The 19,767-nt window shown below is 35.3% G+C and carries 21 protein-coding genes, 1 tRNA gene and 1 other annotated feature; of the genes, 20 read left to right on the forward strand and 2 right to left on the reverse strand.

All coding sequences use genetic code 11. The features are described from left to right. Positions 1-95 precede the first annotated feature (95 nt). From RWM19_RS00195 to RWM19_RS00230, 8 genes are all read left to right on the forward strand, one after another. A tRNA-Gln gene (locus tag RWM19_RS00195) sits at positions 96-168 on the forward strand. A gap of 48 nt (positions 169-216) precedes the next feature. Beyond that, entirely contained in the window at positions 217-1,203 is a 987-nt protein-coding gene (locus RWM19_RS00200) for a hypothetical protein (RefSeq protein WP_313982490.1), read from the forward strand. After that, the gene (gene rdgB, locus RWM19_RS00205; protein WP_313982493.1) at positions 1,196-1,789 is read left to right on the forward strand and encodes an RdgB/HAM1 family non-canonical purine NTP pyrophosphatase; all 594 of its coding nucleotides are present in this window, start codon (positions 1,196-1,198) and stop codon (positions 1,787-1,789) included. The genes RWM19_RS00200 and rdgB overlap by 8 nt, the downstream gene beginning before the upstream one ends. Next, entirely contained in the window at positions 1,776-2,465 is a 690-nt protein-coding gene (locus RWM19_RS00210; RefSeq protein ID WP_313982496.1) for a TIGR01906 family membrane protein, read from the forward strand. The genes rdgB and RWM19_RS00210 overlap by 14 nt, the downstream gene beginning before the upstream one ends. Next, the gene (locus RWM19_RS00215; protein WP_294021725.1) at positions 2,462-2,977 is read left to right on the forward strand and encodes a tRNA (cytidine(34)-2'-O)-methyltransferase; all 516 of its coding nucleotides are present in this window, start codon (positions 2,462-2,464) and stop codon (positions 2,975-2,977) included. Before RWM19_RS00210 ends, RWM19_RS00215 begins: the two co-directional genes overlap by 4 nt. 60 nt (positions 2,978-3,037) lie before the next feature. Continuing rightward, entirely contained in the window at positions 3,038-3,223 is a 186-nt protein-coding gene (locus RWM19_RS00220; RefSeq protein ID WP_294021727.1) for a hypothetical protein, read from the forward strand. Positions 3,224-3,226: 3 nt separating this feature from the next. Further along, positions 3,227-3,691 carry a RidA family protein gene (locus RWM19_RS00225; RefSeq protein ID WP_313982499.1) on the forward strand — a complete coding sequence of 155 codons (465 nt, stop codon included), beginning with the start codon at positions 3,227-3,229 and terminating at the stop codon, positions 3,689-3,691. A 66-nt stretch (positions 3,692-3,757) separates the two neighbouring features. After that, entirely contained in the window at positions 3,758-4,636 is an 879-nt protein-coding gene (locus RWM19_RS00230) for a YitT family protein (RefSeq protein ID WP_313982502.1), read from the forward strand. A gap of 57 nt (positions 4,637-4,693) precedes the next feature. Here the strand turns inward: RWM19_RS00230 and trpS are convergent, their stop codons facing one another. Then, positions 4,694-5,683, reverse strand: a complete 990-nt coding sequence (gene trpS / locus RWM19_RS00235; protein ID WP_294026385.1) for a tryptophan--tRNA ligase — start codon at positions 5,681-5,683, stop codon at positions 4,694-4,696. Between the two features lie 379 nt (positions 5,684-6,062). On the opposite strand from trpS, the gene RWM19_RS00240 reads away from it, so the two are divergent. The 5 genes from RWM19_RS00240 to RWM19_RS00260 all read left to right on the forward strand — a co-directional run bounded on the left by RWM19_RS00240 (position 6,063) and on the right by RWM19_RS00260 (position 12,281). Then, positions 6,063-6,776 (forward strand): ABC transporter ATP-binding protein, encoded by a 714-nt coding sequence (locus RWM19_RS00240; protein ID WP_313982505.1) that lies wholly within the window; start codon positions 6,063-6,065, stop codon positions 6,774-6,776. After that, positions 6,773-8,365 carry a putative ABC exporter domain-containing protein gene (locus RWM19_RS00245; RefSeq protein WP_313982507.1) on the forward strand — a complete coding sequence of 531 codons (1,593 nt, stop codon included), beginning with the start codon at positions 6,773-6,775 and terminating at the stop codon, positions 8,363-8,365. The genes RWM19_RS00240 and RWM19_RS00245 overlap by 4 nt, the downstream gene beginning before the upstream one ends. A gap of 89 nt (positions 8,366-8,454) precedes the next feature. After that, positions 8,455-8,901: a Spx/MgsR family RNA polymerase-binding regulatory protein gene (locus RWM19_RS00250; RefSeq protein WP_313982510.1), complete on the forward strand. Its 447-nt coding sequence runs from the start codon at positions 8,455-8,457 to the stop codon at positions 8,899-8,901. A gap of 27 nt (positions 8,902-8,928) precedes the next feature. Further along, the gene (gene mnmA / locus RWM19_RS00255) at positions 8,929-10,080 is read left to right on the forward strand and encodes a tRNA 2-thiouridine(34) synthase MnmA (RefSeq protein WP_313982514.1); all 1,152 of its coding nucleotides are present in this window, start codon (positions 8,929-8,931) and stop codon (positions 10,078-10,080) included. Between the two features lie 8 nt (positions 10,081-10,088). Then, positions 10,089-12,281, forward strand: coding sequence for an ATP-dependent RecD-like DNA helicase (locus RWM19_RS00260; RefSeq protein ID WP_313982516.1), 2,193 nt, complete (start codon positions 10,089-10,091; stop codon positions 12,279-12,281). Positions 12,282-12,299: 18 nt separating this feature from the next. On the opposite strand, the gene RWM19_RS00265 is transcribed toward RWM19_RS00260, so the two are convergent. After that, a complete protein-coding gene (locus tag RWM19_RS00265) occupies positions 12,300-13,451 on the reverse strand; it encodes an Mbeg1-like protein (RefSeq protein ID WP_313982518.1) in 1,152 nt (383 codons plus the stop codon). 143 nt (positions 13,452-13,594) lie between these two features. After that, positions 13,595-13,790, forward strand: a binding site (T-box leader). Positions 13,791-13,826: 36 nt separating this feature from the next. Between RWM19_RS00265 and alaS the strand changes: the two genes are divergently transcribed. The 7 genes from alaS (at position 13,827) to udk (ending at position 19,750) form a co-directional block, all read left to right on the forward strand. Beyond that, complete coding sequence (gene alaS / locus RWM19_RS00270) at positions 13,827-16,466, forward strand: alanine--tRNA ligase (protein ID WP_313982520.1); 2,640 nt, start codon at positions 13,827-13,829, stop codon at positions 16,464-16,466. A gap of 140 nt (positions 16,467-16,606) precedes the next feature. After that, complete coding sequence (locus tag RWM19_RS00275) at positions 16,607-16,870, forward strand: IreB family regulatory phosphoprotein (protein ID WP_294021297.1); 264 nt, start codon at positions 16,607-16,609, stop codon at positions 16,868-16,870. Continuing rightward, positions 16,871-17,290: a Holliday junction resolvase RuvX gene (gene ruvX / locus RWM19_RS00280; RefSeq protein ID WP_006526466.1), complete on the forward strand. Its 420-nt coding sequence runs from the start codon at positions 16,871-16,873 to the stop codon at positions 17,288-17,290. A 35-nt stretch (positions 17,291-17,325) separates the two neighbouring features. Next, positions 17,326-17,580 (forward strand): DUF1292 domain-containing protein, encoded by a 255-nt coding sequence (locus RWM19_RS00285; protein ID WP_313982522.1) that lies wholly within the window; start codon positions 17,326-17,328, stop codon positions 17,578-17,580. A 2-nt stretch (positions 17,581-17,582) separates the two neighbouring features. Beyond that, the gene (gene mltG, locus RWM19_RS00290; protein ID WP_313982524.1) at positions 17,583-18,659 is read left to right on the forward strand and encodes an endolytic transglycosylase MltG; all 1,077 of its coding nucleotides are present in this window, start codon (positions 17,583-17,585) and stop codon (positions 18,657-18,659) included. After that, the gene (locus RWM19_RS00295) at positions 18,652-19,125 is read left to right on the forward strand and encodes an 8-oxo-dGTP diphosphatase (protein ID WP_313982527.1); all 474 of its coding nucleotides are present in this window, start codon (positions 18,652-18,654) and stop codon (positions 19,123-19,125) included. The genes mltG and RWM19_RS00295 overlap by 8 nt, the downstream gene beginning before the upstream one ends. After that, entirely contained in the window at positions 19,118-19,750 is a 633-nt protein-coding gene (gene udk / locus RWM19_RS00300) for a uridine kinase (RefSeq protein ID WP_294021282.1), read from the forward strand. The genes RWM19_RS00295 and udk overlap by 8 nt, the downstream gene beginning before the upstream one ends. The last annotated feature ends 17 nt before the right edge of the window (positions 19,751-19,767 follow it).

Here is a 19,767-nt window from a genome sequence, read left to right on the forward strand (position 1 = left end):
GTTTATTTTGATGTAACGATTCGCAATAACTAAATTGTCTTTGAAAAAAGTCTTTGCATATGAAAGGTTTTTCGCTATAATAGTTATTGCGCTATTGGGATATAGCCAAGCGGTAAGGCAGCTGGCTCTGAACCAGCCATTTCGGGAGTTCGAATCTCTCTATCCCAGCCTAATTAGACCTGTTAATCAGGTCTTTTATTTTATATAATAATAGTCATGAATGAATTGCAAAGTTTATATAAAAAAGACTATCCTGTATTTATCGAACCATATCTTTATTCAAAGTCCATGCAGCGATTAAAAGGAGTGGATATGAACTGTGGTCTACAGTTTACATCACACTCAGGATTTTCTAGCTATGGCTCTTACTCACGCTATGAACATAGTGTTGGTGTAGCGTGTATCATATGGCATTTTACACATGATAAAAAACAAACGTTGGCTGGTCTATTTCACGATATCTTAACACGTGTGTTTTCACATGTGATAGATTTTGTTAAAAATGATTATTTAGTACAAGAATCTACTGAAGATGAAACAAGACAAATCTTATTACAAGATGTTGGAATTATGAATCAATTGTTGTGTGATGGAATATCCGTTGATGAAGTTTCTGATTATCACGTATATCCGATTGCGGATAATGACTCTCCAAGATTATCTTCTGATCGTTTAGAATATACTCTTGGAAATTTATTAAATTATCGTAAACGTAAAATCAACGAAATAGAGAAATATTATAATGATCTTGTAGTTGGTGTTCTTGAAGATGGTAGTAAGGAAATTATGTTTCAGAATCCTGAGATTGCGGAAGAGTTTGCCTTTGGTGCTCTATCTTGTGGGATGATATATTCTTGCGACTTTGACCGCTATGGGATGGAAAAACTTGCTGAAATATTACGTAAGGCATTGAAAGATAATATCCTTACAGAATCGGATTTATATCTATCAGAAATTGAAGTGGTTAATAAGATATCGCATAGTGATTTACGTAATACTTGGGATGAATATACAAGACTTTATGATGTTGTGAAAGATACTTCTGGTGACATCATGGTTAATGCGAAAAAGAGATATATTGATCCATATGTATGCATGCACGGACGAGTTACAACAAGTAGTACTGCATTTAAACATGCAGTGAATGAATTTAAGAATACGGATTATCATTATCTTATGAAAGGAATCTATCGAAATGGATAAAGTAATTGTAGTTGCTAGCAAGAATGCTGGTAAGATTAAAGAATTTAAAGAGATGTTAGAACCTAAAGGATTTGAAGTTAAGAGCTTAGCTGATTTTCCGGATATTGGAGAGATTGAGGAAACGGGTACAACATTCTCAGCTAATGCAGTTATCAAAGCACAGGCAATAACAGATAAGTACAACATCATGGCGATTTCTGATGACTCAGGATTAGAAATTGATGCTTTTGATAAACAACCAGGTGTGCAGAGCGCACGTTGGTTAGGCCATGATACACCATATTCCTATAAGAATCGGGTGGTATTGGACCGTATGAAAGATGAAACTAATCGTAATTGTCGTTATGTATGTGCAATTGCGGTTACAAGACCAAATCAAGAACCGGTTGTATTTGAGGATACTGTGGAATGTGTTATCGCTACTGAACCAGCTGGTACGAATGGCTTTGGATATGATCCAATTGTGTTCTATGAACCATTTGGGAAAACAATGGCAGAGATGACAAATGAAGAAAAGAATAGTATTTCTCATCGTGGTAAAGCTGTTGTACGTTTAGAAGCGTGGATGGAACATGAAGGGTTATAAATTTTTATCTGCAATTGCTGGTCTTGCTTTGTTTTTATCACTATTATTAACATCCATTGATTTATTATGCTTTAATCGTTCTTTCTTTCGCTTTCAATATTCCATAAATCATACAGCTGAAAGCATTGGTATTTCTGAAGATGGACTCATGAATGCGACAAATGCATTACTTGATTATATGCAAGATAAAAGGGATGATATAAAAGTTATTGAAAAGGTAAATGGTAGTGAACGTGAGGTCTTTGATGAGCGTGAAACACTGCATATGGTAGATGTTAAGAATTTATATCTAAACGCAATGACCACAAGAACGATTCTATTTGTTGGCAGTGTTATGTTATTAACATTTTTGGTGCTAACGCATCGAAATGAAAGTTATATGATACTAGCAAATGCGTATAGAAATGGTCTACTATTCTTGGGCTCACTGCTTTTGTTTGTGGGGATTTATGCAATCGTGGACTTTAATGGCTTTTGGATGAATTTCCATTACATTTTTTTCGACAATGATTTATTTTTACTAGATCCAAATGTTTCAATTATGATCAATATGTTTCCATCAAATTTTTTCTTTGCAGTTGTTTTTGGAATTATAGTATTGTTTATAAGTATGATAGTTTTATTGAAGATCTTGCTAGTGTTGTTGAAACAGAGAATTGAAAGAAGGTTAGTATGATTAATGTTGTTTTATATGAGCCAGAGATTCCACAGAATACTGGTAATATTATGCGTACTTGTATGGCAATGAATTGTCGTTTACACTTGATTGAGCCAATGGGTTTTAAAATTACGGATAAGTCGTTGAAACGTGCAGGTATGGATTATGTAAAGGAATTGGATTATAAAATCTATCCTGATTGGCAGACTTTTTATAACATGCATGAAGGTTCCTATTATTACATCACTCGATATGGTGAAAAGACACCTTCAGAGTTTAACTATAAGGAAGATGAAGGGAAGGATATATATCTTGTCTTTGGTAAAGAAAGTACTGGGATTGATAAACATATTCTTCATGATAATTATGACCGCTGTGTGCGTATTCCAATGGTGGCAGAAGCACGTAGTTTAAATCTTTCTAACTGTGTCGCAATATGCGTTTATGAAGTTTTAGATCAACTTGGATTTCCAGAACTATCACACACAGAGGTAATTAAAGGGAAAGATTTTTTACAACAGTTTGAATAGGCATATATTTGGACAACCTCATTATTCATAGGTATACTTACAAGGAAAGATGGTGATTACATGTTAGAAACCTTTGATGATTTCATTTCGTTAGCTGTCATTATGGTTATGTTAGTTCTAGCTATGTATTGTTGTCTTGTGATGTCGAGTAAAAAACATTTGAAGTTGATGCAGAGAAGACAAGCGAAACATCGTGATTTTCTTGCGACACTTTCTGATGACTCGGAATGTAATAGTGAGGAGTAAATAATGATTCAAGAAACGATTAGTTCAAACAATGCCCCTGTAGCGGTAGGGCCATATTCACCCGCTGTTCGTGCAGGAGACTTTATATATATCTCTGGACAGTTACCGATTGATCCTATAACTGGGCAACTTGTTTCAGATGACATTCGTATTCAAACGGAGCAAGTACTAAAAAATATTGATGCCTTATTAGCAGAGGCCGGTTTAAATATGTCATATGTTTTAAAGACAACTGTATTTGTTAAGAATATGGAAGAGTTTGCGGCAATGAATGAAGTCTATTCTCGTTTCTTTCAAAAGCCATTTCCAGCAAGAAGTGCTGTCGCAGTAAAAGATATTGCATTTAATGCGAAGGTAGAGATTGAAGCATTTGCGATGGATACCCGCGCACTTGAAGTACTATGTGCGGAAGATGGTTGCCATACATGTAATGATTATTGTTGCGAAACAAAGTTAGATATTCAATAAGACCCTAGGGTCTTTTTATTTTTCTATGGTATGATATAGCATGTACGTAGTGGAGATTAAGTTCGTATGTCTATTCATAAACTAAACATGACTTTTTCAAAGAAAGATATTCAATATATTCTGACAATCGCATTGTCCGCTCTTGTGTATGCGTTTGGAATCGAATCGTTCGTAAGTTCTGGTAATTTATTCCCTGGTGGGTTTGCGGGTATTTCACGACTCGTTGTAATGCTAGTGGAAAGACACCTTGGTTTCGTAATTCCATTTGGTGTCATCTACTGGGTAATGAATTTTACGGTTGTGTTATTTATCTGGAATCGTATTGGGCATAAGTTTGTTTTATATTCTGTTCTTTGGTTCTCATTAAGTTCTCTATTTTCAATTATTATCAATGTGCCTATTGTTACACAGGATATGTTATTGATTGCAGTTTTTGGAGGTCTCATTAATGGGTTTTCGATTGGACTTGCTCTTCGCTCAAATGCGAGTAGTGGTGGTACGGACTTCATCGCAATTGATTTATCGGTACGTTTAAAAAGACCTACTTGGAATTATTTGCTTGGTTTAAATGCATTTGTCTTAGTACTTGCAGGCTTAGCGTTTGGTTGGGATAAAGCTTTATACTCGATTATCTTTCAATATGTTTCTACACAGGTAGTCAATACAATGCACCAACGTTATAAGATTACACGTATTCAAGTCATCACTGACCATGCAGATAAAGTATGTGAAGCTGTTTTTAATACAGTACGTCATGGCATTACGAAAATTAATGTTGAAGGTGCTTTTAAGCATCAACCGCATACAATGTTGTTAATTACTGTCAATAACTATCAGTTACCGGAAGTAATTAGTTGTATACGTAAGGCAGATGAACATGCATTCATGACCTTAAATGCGGTTGAAAAGATTATCGGTAACTATTATCAAAAACCTTTAGAGTGAGTCATCACTCTTTTTATATATAAAAAGATGCGTATCGTTTTGATACACATCCTATGTTTAAAGAATTTCCATTCCGATTGCTTTTTGAACTTTGTTAAGTTTTTCAGACGCAATTGCACTTGCTTTTTTAGCTCCGTTTGCTAATGTTGTTTCAATTAAATCACTATTGATGATTTCATTGTATCGTGTTTGTATCTCTTCAAGTTTAGCGCATACTGCATCCGCAACTGCTTTCTTGAAATCACCATAGCCTTTTCCTTCAAATTCTTTTTCAATATCTTCAAATGAACGTTCATTTGATAGGGAGGATAAAATTTGCATTAAGTTAGAGATACCTGGTTGGTTTTCTGGGTCATAATGTACTTTACCTAAACTATCTGTAACGGCAGACATAACTTTTTTACGTGCAACTTTAAGATCATCTAACAAGTAGATACATCCTTTATTTGTTTCATCTGACTTAGACATCTTCTTTGTTGGATCACTAAGGGACATAATTCTTGCGCCAACTTTCGCTACTAGTGGCTCTGGAACTGTAAAGAGTTGGCCATAGCGATTGTTCATTCTTTCTGCAACATCTCGTGTCAACTCAACGTGTTGTTTTTGGTCTTCACCAACTGGGACATAATCTGGGCTATATAGTAGAATATCCGCAGCCATTAAAGCGGGGTAGGTATATAGACCGCCAGAGAGGTTTTTTTCACCTTTGGCTTGTTTGTCTTTGAACTGAGTCATACGATTTAGTTCACCCATATAGGTATGACAACACATAATAAATCCAAGTTGTGCATGTTCCTTAACATCAGTTTGTAGGAAAATTGTTGCTTTGTTTGGGTCAAGACCACAAGCAAGATATAATGCTACACAATCCTTCAGATTCTTTTGTAGTTCTTTTGGGTCCTGTGGAACCGTAATGCAGTGTAAGTTTGCGATAAATGCAAACATTTCATATTCATTCTGTGATTCTACAAAGTGTCGTAATGCACCAATATAGTTTCCTAGGTGTAATTGTCCAGTTGGTTTAATACCGCTTAACATTCTTTTCATAGTGAATTCTCCTTGCAATTAAAAACGTCTCTTCAAATCATATTGAAGGGACGCATGAGACGATATGCGCGGTACCACCCGACTTATCCAAAAGGATCACTTAATTTGGGATAACGGACCTCCGGTATTCTATAAGTGGAACTCCAAACATACTTTGTCGAAATATCAGTTTACACCAAACACTGACTCTCTGGGAAATCAACGCGTAATTGCATTCCAAATACACGATGATTCTAACATAAATCAATATAATTGATAAGTTCTTTTTGATTGTACATTTGCAAAGCATAATTTTTGCATGTTATACTTGTAGAGTAAGCGTAATTTTATATACATGACAATTAATCTTTCATGCATGTTGATAGGGGGATTTAACGATATGTTAGAAGTTAACAATTTAACAAAGAAATATAAGAAGGTAGCAGCAGTTGATCAGATTAGTTTTACAGTACCTAGTGGAAAAGTGGGTATTTTACTAGGGCCTAACGGTGCTGGCAAATCTACAACAATCAAGAGTATTGCAGGTTTACTGCGTTATGAGGGTGAAATTAAGATTAATGGTTTACCATCAAAGACGGTAGATGCCAAGAAGGTATTTGCGTATGTACCTGAAATTCCGGCTATGTTTGGAGCTTTGACTGTGATGGAGCACATTGAATATGTTCGTCGTGCATATCATTCTCATATTACAGATAAAGAAGTAGAAAAACTTTTGATTCGATTTGAAATGTTGGATAAGAAAGACAAACTTGGAGATGAGTTATCGAAAGGTATGATGCAGAAAGTGAGTATCATCTGTGCTTTGTGTATTAAGCCTGAGGTTATTTTATTTGATGAACCTATGGTAGGCTTAGATCCAGCCGCAATCAAGGAACTCAAAAAAGTAATCTTTGAAATGAAGGATAAAGGTGTAACTATTCTTCTAAGTACACATATGCTAGAGATGGTTCAGGAATTGTGGGATATTCTTTATATTATGGACCATGGTAAAGTAATTGGTACTTACGAAAACGATGGAACACAGAATCAAAATATTGAAGACTTGTTCTTTTCTCTAACAGATAAAGAAGATGAAAAGGAGTCTCAAGAATGAATGCTTTAATCTACTTACATAAACGCATATTGATCAATGGATTTAAGCGCTTGATTCGAAAACCAGCTTTTGTTTTAATGTTAATTGCAGCGATTGCTTATTTTGTATTACTTGCTGCTGGATATAAAAGTTTTTTCAATAAGATTGGTATCACAAACGCATCAGAATTTGTTGTGTTAATTATGGTGATACAACTGTATTTAGGTGTTCCAGGCTTGATACAGTACTTCAAGCGAAAAGGACTGTTGTTTAGAAAAGCAGATGTTCAATTTGTTTTTCAAGCTCCGATTCATCCAAAAGAAATTTTGTTGTTTAGTGGTCTGAGAAGTATTTTGGTTTCATCAATTTTCATGATTGTTTTCTGTATTTTTGGTTGTATTTTATATCCGGCAAGTACATTACAGTTTTTATTGTATGTAGTTGTTTATTTGGGTTTTGATTTCTTTATTGAAATGAGTTTAATTGTTTTATGCTATGGCAATGAAACTATTCCTAATAAATATATACGTTATTTTTCTTATCTTTTATATATCGTATTGGCTGCTTTAGCGGTTGGATTCATTTTACTTGTAATCGATCATGGCTATAGTATGACAATTGTTGTAGAGTATCTAAAGTCTCCATTTATTAAAATGGTTCCCATTTTTGGATGGAGTATAGGGTTATTGCAATGGATATTTTATGGCTATGATTGGAGTAACGTTCTTGGTACAGTGTTATTTATTCTATCCGCAATTCTTCTACCGTTTCTAGCGTATAAGTCAAAATGTGAAGGTGAGTATTATGAAGAGGCAGAGAAGTTCTCGGATGAATATGAACAAGCAATAGAAAATGCAAAAGCTGGCGAAGTATCTATTGTAGGTGCAAAGCCTAAGAAGTATATGCATGCATCGATAAAGTATAAAGGGTACAATGCAAAAGCTATCTTTTATCGTCAATTTTTAGAATATAAGAAGAATCGTTTCTTTATCTTTTCGTTTAGAACTTTTTTATTCTTACTAGCAGGTGTTGCTTTACATTTCTTATCTCGTAAGGATAATGTCATGCATGATCTGATGAATGTTCGTTTATTTGTTATCCCAATTATCGTTACGTATTACATTACATTCTTTGGTGTTATACGCTCAAAATGGATGAAAGAATTACAGAATTACTATACTTTCTTACTTCCGGATACTAAGATTCATAAGACATGGAATGCTACAAAGATCGAACATATTCGTGCTTTTATCGATACGATGATTCTTGCCTTAATTGGTGGATCGGTACTAGGCCTTACACCTTTACAGATTCTTTTGACTGGGCTTGTAGGGGTAAGTGTCAATGCTAGTCGTATCTACATTAATATGATGGTACAGACTATTATTTCACCAGCAATCGGGGATTTTAAACTCTTCGCGCAGTTTATCGATCTGTTTTTGATGCTAGTAAGTACGGGTGCTTCAGTATTTGTTGCGCTTGTTTCAATGATTGTATTTAACAATCTAGAGGCCGCATTTTTAGGTATGATTTTGACCAGTGGTGTGATGGCATGTTTTGCATTCTTATTATCATCAATCGCCTTTGAAAAGATGGAAGCTATGGAATAAGGAGTTTATAAAGATTTTATAAAATATAAATTATGTCCTATTTCATTTCAAAATATTGCGTGATATAATCACTAAACAGGAGGATGATTATGATAGTTGTATACACATCTCCAGGATGTGCAAGTTGCCGTAAAGTGAAACAATGGTTAAAAGATCGTAATCTTCCATTTATAGAGAAGAACATCTTTAAGACATTGTTAAATGATAACGAAATAAAGCATCTATTGATGAGAAGTGAAAATGGTAGTGATGATATCATCTCTAAACGTTCTAAAATTATTCAAGAAACCAATATTGATATTGATTCGATGAAGATAGATGAATTAATCACTTTTATCAAGCGTAATCCTAGTGTATTAAAACGCCCAATCATATTGAGTGAGAATAATTTCCAAGTCGGATATGACGAAGAGGAAATCGGTGTATTTGTACCGGTAGAGTTACGTCGCTTGGCAGACCACAGTTGTAATGAAAGTTGCCCAAATTTCAAAGCTTGTCAAACAATTCAAACAGCATTTCAGAAAGAAGTCCATTAGGGCTTCTTTTGTTGTATAATAAGCAGTATGAAAAAAGTACTTGTAGGTTTATCAGGTGGCGTAGATAGTGCCGTCGCAGCATATTTATTACAACAGCAGGGTTATGATGTAACCTGTGCTTTTATGCGTAACTGGGATTCAGTCGCAAATGAAGATTTTAGTGGAAATCCAACGTTATACGATCCAGTTTGTCCACAAGAAGCGGATTATAAGGATGCGGCGGATGTTGCTGCTAAATTAGGATTAGAGTTATTGCGTATTGATTTTATTAAAGAGTATTGGGATGATGTTTTTCAGACATTTATCGATGAGTACAAATTAGGCAGAACACCAAATCCTGATATTTTATGTAATCGATATATCAAGTTTGATAGCTTTATGAAATTTGCGAAAGAAAAAGGGTTTGATACGGTTGCGACGGGTCACTATGTAAGACTTGGTGAAGAAGATAATCATCATGTTTTATGTAAAGCGGTGGATCATAATAAAGATCAATCTTATTTTTTGACAGAGATACGTCGCGAAGTATTAGAACATGTTTTATTTCCTCTTGGAGAAATTGAGAAACCGGAAGTACGTCGCATTGCGGAAGGACTTGGTCTATCAATCGCAAAGAAGAAAGATTCTACTGGTATTTGTTTTATTGGAGAACGTCGTTTCCGTGAATTTCTCAGCAATTATCTTCCAATGAAATCTGGGGATATTATCGATGTTACGACTAAACAGAAAGTAGGTACACACCAAGGTGTTATGTACTATACAATTGGTCAAAGAAAAGGTTTAGATATTGGTGGTATTGGTCCGTTCTTTGTTGTTGGAAAAGATGTTTATCGAAATGAATTATATGTTGTTGATGCAAATCATCAGGACTTATTATACGCTACATCTTGTCTGGTGACTGGTATTAATTGGTTAGCTGACCGTACACTACCTATGCAGTGTCATGCAAAGTTTAGATATCGTCAAGCAGACAATGATGTTGAACTTGTGTTAAATGATGATGGTACATTGACTGCTTTATTCCCTGAGGGAATTCGTAGTATAACACCAGGACAAGAAGCAGTATTCTATGATGGTGATGTGATGTTTGCGGGTGGGAAGATTGAGAAAGTTTATAAAGATGAAGTAGATCTTATGGAACATGTAAAATCACTCGTACATCCTGAAACAGAAAAATAAGGAGATTCATGGACGATTCATTGATTACGTTAACAGGTAAATTTACATATATTCTCTTCCGTAACGAAGGGAATTTTTATACTGCTGCAAAGTTTGAAGTCAATGATGAAAAGGGTAGAGTGATTTCTGTTACTGGCAATATTCCAGAAATCATTACGGGGATACAATATCGCATTAATGGGAATTACATTGAACATCCTCGCTATGGAATGCAGTTTCAAATTCAAACACTCGCAAAATTATTACCTACGGAAAAAGAAGGTGTTGTTCGCTATCTATCAGGTGTAAACTTTCCTGGTATTGGAAAAAAGACAGCAGAACGAATCGTGGATGTTTTGGGAGAAGATTGTTTAACTTTAATACGTGAAGACAATGCGATATTAGAAAAAATTGGTGATTTGTCTGAGCGTCAAATCAATGCCATTATTGAGGGTTTACAAATTGATAATGGGATGGAAGAATTAGCAAAGTTTTTAAATATCCATGGATTAAGTCAAAGAAATCTTTCAAAGATTACACGCATCTATGGTAAAGAAGCGTTAAGCAAATTAAATGAAAATCCTTATCGCTTAATTGAAGAGGTTGATGGTTTTGGTTTTAAGACAGCCGATAAAATCGGGAAAAGTTTAGGAATCAGTGATACGGACAATCGTCGTTTATACGCTCTTCTTGTTTCTCTTGTAAGTGATTTATGTATGCGAGATGGAAATAGTTATGTACGCTTTGAAACGTTAGAGACTACTTTCTTTAAAGAACTTGGTTCCTTAGCATGTGATTTTGAAGCAATCTTTAATGAGGCTATCTTAAAACATCAAATTTATCGAGAAGATAATCGTGTTTTTCCAATCGCACAATATGATGCGGAGATTGGTATCGCAAGTTTTTTAGCAGAGTTTCCGTATCAATTTATCGATCCCTATGATCCAAAGTTATTACTATCATATTTAGAGGATATACAAGAACATTTAGGCATAACGTATGACGAAACACAGATACAAGCAATAGAAGTGTTTTTTGAAAGACCATTTATGATTATGACTGGTGGTCCAGGTACAGGTAAAACAACTGTTGTAAATGCGATGATTAAGTTATTTAAATTGATGTATCCATCTTCATCGATTATCTGTGCCGCACCAACTGGTAGAGCTGCCAAACGTTTGGCCGAAGTTACAGGAATAAACGCCACAACTATCCACTCATTATTACAATGGGATTTAGAAACGAATACATTTGGTAAAAATGATGAAGAACCTATTCTAGCTGATCTTTTAATAGTTGATGAATTTTCGATGGTAGATAACTGGTTATTCTATAACTTATTACTTGCAAGTAAGAGAATTAAAAAAATTTGTATTATTGGTGATAAAGACCAGTTGCCAAGTGTTGGACCAGGTTGTGTATTACGTGATTTAATGCAGTCAAATGAGTTTTCACTGATTGAGTTAAAGCATATCTATCGTCAAGAATCTGATAGTGATGTTATTAATTTAGCGCATGCAATCAATACTGGAAATGTGAATGTTGAGGAATATCATCATGATGTGAAGTTCTTTGCATGCATGCCAGAAGACATACGCCGAAATATTTTGATGATGGTTGAAGATGCATTGCAGAAAGGTTATTCGATAGATGATATTCAGATATTATCTCCAATGTATGCAGGAGTTGCAGGTATCGATTACCTCAATAATGCTTTACAGGAGGCGTTTAATCCTCCTTCAAAGGATAAAGCAGAAGTTAAGTCAGGATACATGACTTTCCGTGAAGGTGATAAGATTTTGCAGTTAAAAAATCAACCAGATGATGATGTATACAATGGCGATATTGGAGTATTGGTAGAAATCATTGATGCAAAGCATGCGGAAGATCATAAGACTACGATTATCTGTCAATTTGGTGAAATTATTGTTGAATATAAGCCGGAGAATTGGATTAATATTACGCTGGCATACTGTATTAGTGTTCATAAATCACAAGGTAGTGAATATCCAATTGTGATTATGCCAATTACGCGAAGACATGCGGGCATGTTACAGAGAAAACTTATATACACTGGTGTAACTAGAGCACGGAAAGCATTAATCATATTGGGTGAACTTGAAGCTTTTAAACGTGGAATTCAAGTATTAGAATTACATCCACGAGAAACTACACTGACACAGAAATTAAAGCAATATGTAAATGGTGATTATGGATTTTAAAAAGGTGAGGGATTAATCTCACCTTTCGTCTTTTTTGGTAAATGAGTCTTTTACTTTAGTGAATTGTTCTTGTACTTTTGACATATAATCATTTGCAAGTATGTTACCACTATCTGAAATCATCGTTCCAATCAGGCGTAGTATAACAGATGATTTCTCTGGTGGTAATTTTTGAAGGGCAGAGATAATATCCTTCAAGGAATCAAAGCCACCTTCTTTTAGTTTTGAAAATGATTCTGCATCTGTTGATTCTAGAATAGAGAAGATCGCGTCGATTGCAATCTTGGCTTCATCTTCAGATAAATTTTCTAGAAACTTATCAACTGCTTTGTTTAGAAATACGGAGTTAGCGGATAATGATTCTGCTTTTTCAAAATGATTACGTTTTACAATCCATGTAAGGGCATCGTGTTGTTGTACGTTATTAACAGTGCTTTTGATAATTTTTGGATCAACATTATTCATTAAGATTCCAATAATGGAAGAGTCTGGAATAATGAGCGTAATTTTATCTTGAATTGCTTGATAAGCAGGGGACTGTAACATTTCACCTTGGAAACCAGGTCCGTCATTTGACCAAACCTTTGTAATATGATTACGTATCGATTCCTTACAATGACATGCGGCATATATCGCAAGGTTACCACCTTTGGAGTGTCCACCAACATGAATTGGTAAAGTTTCATTTTCAAATAATTGATCGATATATGCGACCGCTGCTTTTTGTCCATTGGTTCCGGTTGTGTAGGATAGATAGAAATCTTCCTTCCAACCGATAAATGTGTTATCTGTACCTCGATAGGAAATATAAATCATATCATTGAGTTTAAAGGTTACTGCACAAAACTGTACGACAAAATCTTTATCGGAATAACTGATATAATAACCAATTTTTACATCTTTGAAACGCTCTGTATCACATACCTTGTCGAGTAATCTAGCATTTACACCATTGTAGGTTTCTACTTCTGCAATTTCTTCACGTGTGTGTAGTTTATAAAATTCATCTCTTACCTGATGAAGTGGTTGGAATGTAGTTTCTATGTTGTTGATACCGTCATAATGAACATAAGCCAAAAGACTTAGGATTGTGTTATCCACTTCATTAAAAGGATCAGTAGTAAATGGAAGATCTCCACGCCAATCAAGATAGTCATAAATCGTTGTCATTTGCATTACCTCGTAATAAGAGTACCACATCATTTTTCTATCGTCATTGATTTGATTTTTATCGGGTTATACCTAAAATAATAGATTTCTGACGAATCGATGAAATTCGCTTTATTTTAAAGTGTTTTAATGTTAGAATTTCATAGAAATCAATGACAAAGGGTAAGTAGATATTGGCTGTGAAGTAGAGAGAAGATGTTTGGTGAAAATCTTCCATAAGCGATATTGAAGCTTCCTTTAACAGAGTGCTTAATCAGCAACGTATCTCTACGTTACAGAGTAATTGAGGTGCGCACATTTGTGCGAATCAGGATGGTACCGCGTATTTACGTTCCTGGATGTAGGAACGTTTTTTATTTGTTCAGGAGGAAAACAATGGAAAAACAATATCGACTCAGTGGAAATGAAGTCAGACAAAAGTTCTTAGATTTCTTTGCGTCTAAAGGTTGTATGATCGAACCTGGCGCAAGTCTTATTCCACATAATGATCCAACACTTCTATGGATCAATGCTGGTGTGTCAGCGCTAAAGAAGTATTTTGATGGTTCAGAGAAGCCGGCTTCAAATCGTATTTGTAATGCTCAAAAATCAATTCGTACAAACGATATTGAAAATGTTGGACGTACAGCACGTCACCACACATTCTTTGAAATGTTGGGTAATTTTTCAATCGGTGATTACTTTAAGAAAGAAGCGATTACTTGGGCTTGGGAATTTTTGACATCCCCAGAGTGGATTGGATTTGATCCAAAGCGTTTATATGTAACTGTTTATCCAGATGATGATGAAGCTTATAACCAATGGGTTAAGGTAGGCATGATTCCTAGTCACATTCGTCGTACAGAAGATAACTTCTGGGAAATTGGTCGTGGACCTGGTGGACCAGATACAGAGTTATACTATGACCGTGGAGAAAAGTATGATCCAGAAGGAATTGGTGAAAAGTTATTCTTTGATGACTTAGAGAATGATCGCTATATTGAAGTCTGGAATATCGTATTCTCACAATATGATTGTCGTCCTGGTGAAGTTGATCGTCATGAGTATAAAGAATTACCACAGAAGAATATTGATACAGGTATGGGCCTTGAGCGTCTTGTATGCTTGATTCAAGATGGCGAAACAAACTTTGATACTGATTTATTCTTACCAATTATCCATGCGACAGAGAAATATGCAAAACATTCATATAGCGAAAAAGAATACAAGATGGCATATCGCGTAATCGCTGATCATATCCGTACGGTTACTTTTGCGATTGCGGATGGTGCGATGTTCTCTAACGAAGGTCGTGGATATGTATTACGTCGTGTATTACGACGTGCGGTACGTTATGGCATTAAGTTAGGTATCGATGGTGCTTTCATGTATAAGCTTGTAAAGGTTGTAGCAGATAATATGATCTCTTACTACCCATACTTACAAGAAAAGATTTCATTAATTGAAAAGCTAGTGAAGCAGGAAGAAGAATCTTTCCATAAGACATTAGCAAATGGTGAAGCACTCTTACAGAATGCATTGGCAGAACATGCGGACTCTAAGATTTTACCTGGTGAGGTAATGTTTAAGTTATATGACACTTATGGATATCCGAAGGAACTTACTACTGAGATTGCCGAAGAAGAAGGTTATCGTGTTGATTCAGAAGGCTTTGATAAAGAAATGCAGGCTCAAAAGACACGTGCAAGAGAAGCACGTGGAAATATTCAATCCATGCATGGTCAATCAGCTGACCTAATGGACTTCACACAAGAGAGTAAGTTTACAGGTTATACGGATACACATTCTAAAGGTAAAGTTATTGGCTTATTTAAGGATGGTGTACGTGTTAATACATTGACTGATGAGGGTGATATTATCCTTGATGAAACTTGTTTCTATGCGGAAAGTGGTGGTCAGTGTGCAGATACAGGTATTGTTTGGAATGATCATTTCAAAGCAAATGTAACGAATGTGCAAAAAGCACCACATAAACAACCACTACATCACATTACAATCGTTAATGGTACACTTTCAGAAGGTGATGTGGTAGAAGGTGAATACGACTATGAAAAGCGTCAACGTACACGTGCGAATCATAGTTCACTGCACTTATTACAAGCTGCTTTAAAGAAGGTGTTGGGTGATCATATTGCGCAAGCTGGTTCTTATAATTGTGCTGAGTATGGTAGATTTGACTTTACACACTTTGAAAAACCTACAGAAGAACAATTGAATGAGGTTGAGCGTCTTGTGAATGAACAGATTGCTTTAGCTGAGCCTATCGTTACTGAAGTGATGGATGTTGAAGCTGCAAAGAATTCTGGTGCAATTGCATTGTTTGATGAAAAGTATGGCGATACAGTCCGCGTTGTATCGATGGGAGATTTCTCTAAGGAATTCTGTGGTGGTACACACGCAAATAATACTGCTGATTTATGCGTATTTAAGATTACTTCTGAAGAATCTATCGGCTCTGGCATTAGACGTATTACATCAGAAACAAAATATGATGCATATAAGGACTTTAAGACTGAAGAACAGTACTTACTTGAATGCGCAAAGTTAATGAAACTACAATCTTGGCAAGGATTTAAAGAAAAATTAGTTGCACTACAAGAAGAGAATGCGCAGCTCCGTAAAGAAAACGATGCACATAAACAAGCAGAATTATTATCATCAGCGGATACAGCAGTACAGCAAGCTGAAATAATTAATGGCTTATCTTGTGTACTACTTAGCCTAAATGGATTTGATACGAATAGCTTAAAGGCATATGCTGAAAATGTTCGTAATAAGCTTGCGGATGGATTTGTCTTTGTATCAAATACAACAGATGGTAAAGTGACATTTGTATGCGCTAGCTCGAAAGCCGCAATTGCTAAGGGCAAGAAGGCTGGTGATATTGTGAAGGCTGCTGCACAGCTAACTGGTGGTAACGGTGGTGGTAGACCTGACATGGCACAAGCTGGTGGCAAGGATACTTCCAAAGTACAAGAAGCACATGCATTAGTAAGAGAAATTCTTGCACAATAATCATGTTTTACAATAGGTGCCTATATGGCACCTATTTTTTGGCAGTTTTCATGTTATAAACACAATGAAATGAAGCGGTTGTATATACTTTTTGTAAAATATGACATAAAATATTTACAGAGATGGAGGTAGTCAAAATGATGAAACAAAATAATTTGACTGAAACGATGAGCTTTAATTCTGAAGAGATTCGTCGCGAAACAATCCACGAAGTTTTAAAACAGGTAGAAGCTTCATTAAGTGAGAGAGGATATAACGCTATCAATCAGTTGGCTGGGTATTTGATCTCAGATGATCCTGCGTACATATCTTCACATAACAATTCAAGAAGTTTGATCCAATCCGTGGAACGTCATGAAATTATTGAAGAATTAGTTCGTTTCTATTTAGAGGCAAATCACTAAATGACACGCTATCTAGGCTTAGATCTTGGTAGCGTAACTTGTGGTGTTAGTTTTAGTGATACAGGATTCATCGCAAGAACAATTGAGACAATTCGTTTTAAGCCCGATGATTACAATATGGCCTTAGATAAAGTGCTAGATATTGTTGATCGTGAAAAGCCAGATGTAATAGTACTAGGGTTACCGCTATTATTGAATGATGATGTTGGTCCTCGTGCACAGATTTGTCTAGAGTTTGGTGAGGTTCTTGAACAAGAATCTGGTATCCCTGTTAAGATGCAAGATGAACGATTTACGACAGCTGTAGCTGAAAGTATTTTGTTAGAAGCGGACGTATCAAGAAAGAAACGTAAAAAGAAAATTGATCAGTTAGCTGCAGTACAGATTCTACAGACTTGGCTTGATCGTAATGTAAAGTAAGGCGGCAAACGCCTTTTTTAAGGAGAGATGATAAGATGATTGAAAACAACACAATGATGATTACTGATGATACAGGCAATGAACGTGAAGTTGAAATTCTTTTGACGTTTGAAAATGAAGATAAGACAAAGAAGTATGTGTTATTTACAGACCCAACGGATGAAGAAGGCAATGTGTATGCATACAGTTATAACGAAGATGGATCAATGGATGAAGTTATCGATGAAGAAGAATGGGAAATGTGCCAAGAAGTATTAGGTGCATTTATCAGTGAAGATGATGGTGAATAGACATGGCTAAGCGAAGAAAAAAGAGAAGTTTAATTCCTTTATTACTCATTTTGATATTAGCTGTTGGATGCGTAAGTTCTTATATTTATTATTCACAATCAATTAAAGCTGTTTCAGATACTTCTGAAGAAGTTGAGTTTAAAGTGAATACTGGTGATACGTCAGCTGATATCTTACAACATCTTAAAAATGAGAATCTAATCAAAGATGTAAATGTTGCGAAGTTGTATATTAGACTCTACGAGCTTAATAATTTTAAGTCTGGAACATTTACATTAAATCGTAATATGGATTTGCAAGCAATTTTAGAAAAATTAAATAGTGCAACAGCAGCAGCAAGTGATACTGTTTCTGTAACCGTTACGGAAGGTGACTGGGCAAAACATATTGCTGAAAAGATTGCGGCAGTTACGAACGTCAAAGAAGATGAGTTACTTCAGTTATGGAATGATAAAGAGTGGATTTCTTCTTTGAAGTCTACATATCTATTTATTACTGATGAAATGTTCCAAGACAATGTACGTATTTATCTAGAGGGCTATATTGCGCCAAACACCTATGAATTTTATAAAGAAACAACTGCGAAAGATGTAACACTAAAGATGTTAGATCAAACAAAAGTTGTTTATGAAGCAAATAAAGATGCAATTGCTAAGAGTAAGCTTTCGATTCATCAATTATATACCTTAGCAAGTATCGTACAGTACGAAGGTGGAGGCGATGAAACGACACTCCGTACAATTGCTGGCGTGTTCTATAATCGTTTAAACCAAGGTATGTTATTACAGTCTAGTGTAACAGTATGCTATGCAATCGATTTTGACCGTCAAACAGATAAGTGGCAAGCTTGTGAAGTTAATGCAGAGTTTGATTCACCATATAATACTTACTTACACAAAGGGTTACCTCCAGGACCAATTGAGAATCCTGGTGAGAAGGTATTTAAAGCTGTATTAAATCCGATTGAATCAGACTATCTCTACTTTGTGGCAGATACGAAGACGGGTGAAGTATTCTTTGCAAAGACACTTACAGAACATAATCAAAATGTGAAAGATCATGTAAATTTAAATGATTAAAAGTACAGTATGTTATCTAGTCCATGATGATAAGTGGTTGATGTTATTACGTAATAAAAAACAACATGACTTAAATCACGGTAAATGGATAGGTGTAGGTGGAAAGTTAAAGACAAATGAAACACCATATGAATGCATGGTACGTGAAGTAATAGAAGAAACAGGATATCAAGTACAATCTGCGCTATATTGTGGTATCATTCATTTTCATTATGAACATCATGAAGATGAAGAAATCTATGTATATCAAACAAGTGATTATGTTGGAACTCTACATGAATGTAGCGAGGGAACACTGGCATATATACCAAAGAAGGATATTTTAGATTTAGAACTTTGGGAAGGTGATCGTATCTTCCTGGAGAAAATGTTTCGAAACGAAGTTCCATTTTCAATCCGTTTATACTATGACGAAAATGAGATACTTATTAAATCAGAAGTGAAAGAGGCAAATACGAATGAGTAAACCGATTATTATTGGCATTGCCGGTGGTAGTGCATCTGGAAAGACATCAATCTCTGAAACAATCAAAAAGACATTTGCGGATAAAAAATCTGTACTAATTATCCGGCAAGATGACTATTACAAAGATCAAGCAGAGAAGCCAATGGAAGAGCGTATTAAGACAAATTACGATCATCCATTTGCGTTTGACAATGACTTATTGATCGAAAATATTCAAGATCTAATTGCGAATAAAGCTATTCGTAAACCAATCTATGATTTTGTCAATCACACACGTAGTAACGAAACAGAAGATTGTTATCCATGTGATGTCTTGATTCTGGAAGGTTTATTTGTATTAGAAGAAGAAAAGATTCGAAATTTACTAGACATCAAGATTTTCGTGGAGACTGATGCGGATATTCGATTTATTCGACGTTTAGTTCGTGACGTAAAAGAACGCGGTAGAACATTAGAGTCTGTTGTAAATCAATATGTGGGAACTGTTAAGCAAATGCATGAAGCATTTGTGGAACCATCAAAGAAATATGCGGATGTAATCATTCCGGAAGGTGGCAAGAATACGGTTGCGATTGATTTACTCACAACAAAAATCAGTAGCATCATCACGCACACAATGCTATAATAACCAAGCGTAAGGAG

This window comes from uncultured Solobacterium sp., from assembly GCF_963517755.1.
Lineage (GTDB): Bacteria > Bacillota_I > Bacilli_A > Erysipelotrichales > Erysipelotrichaceae > Bulleidia.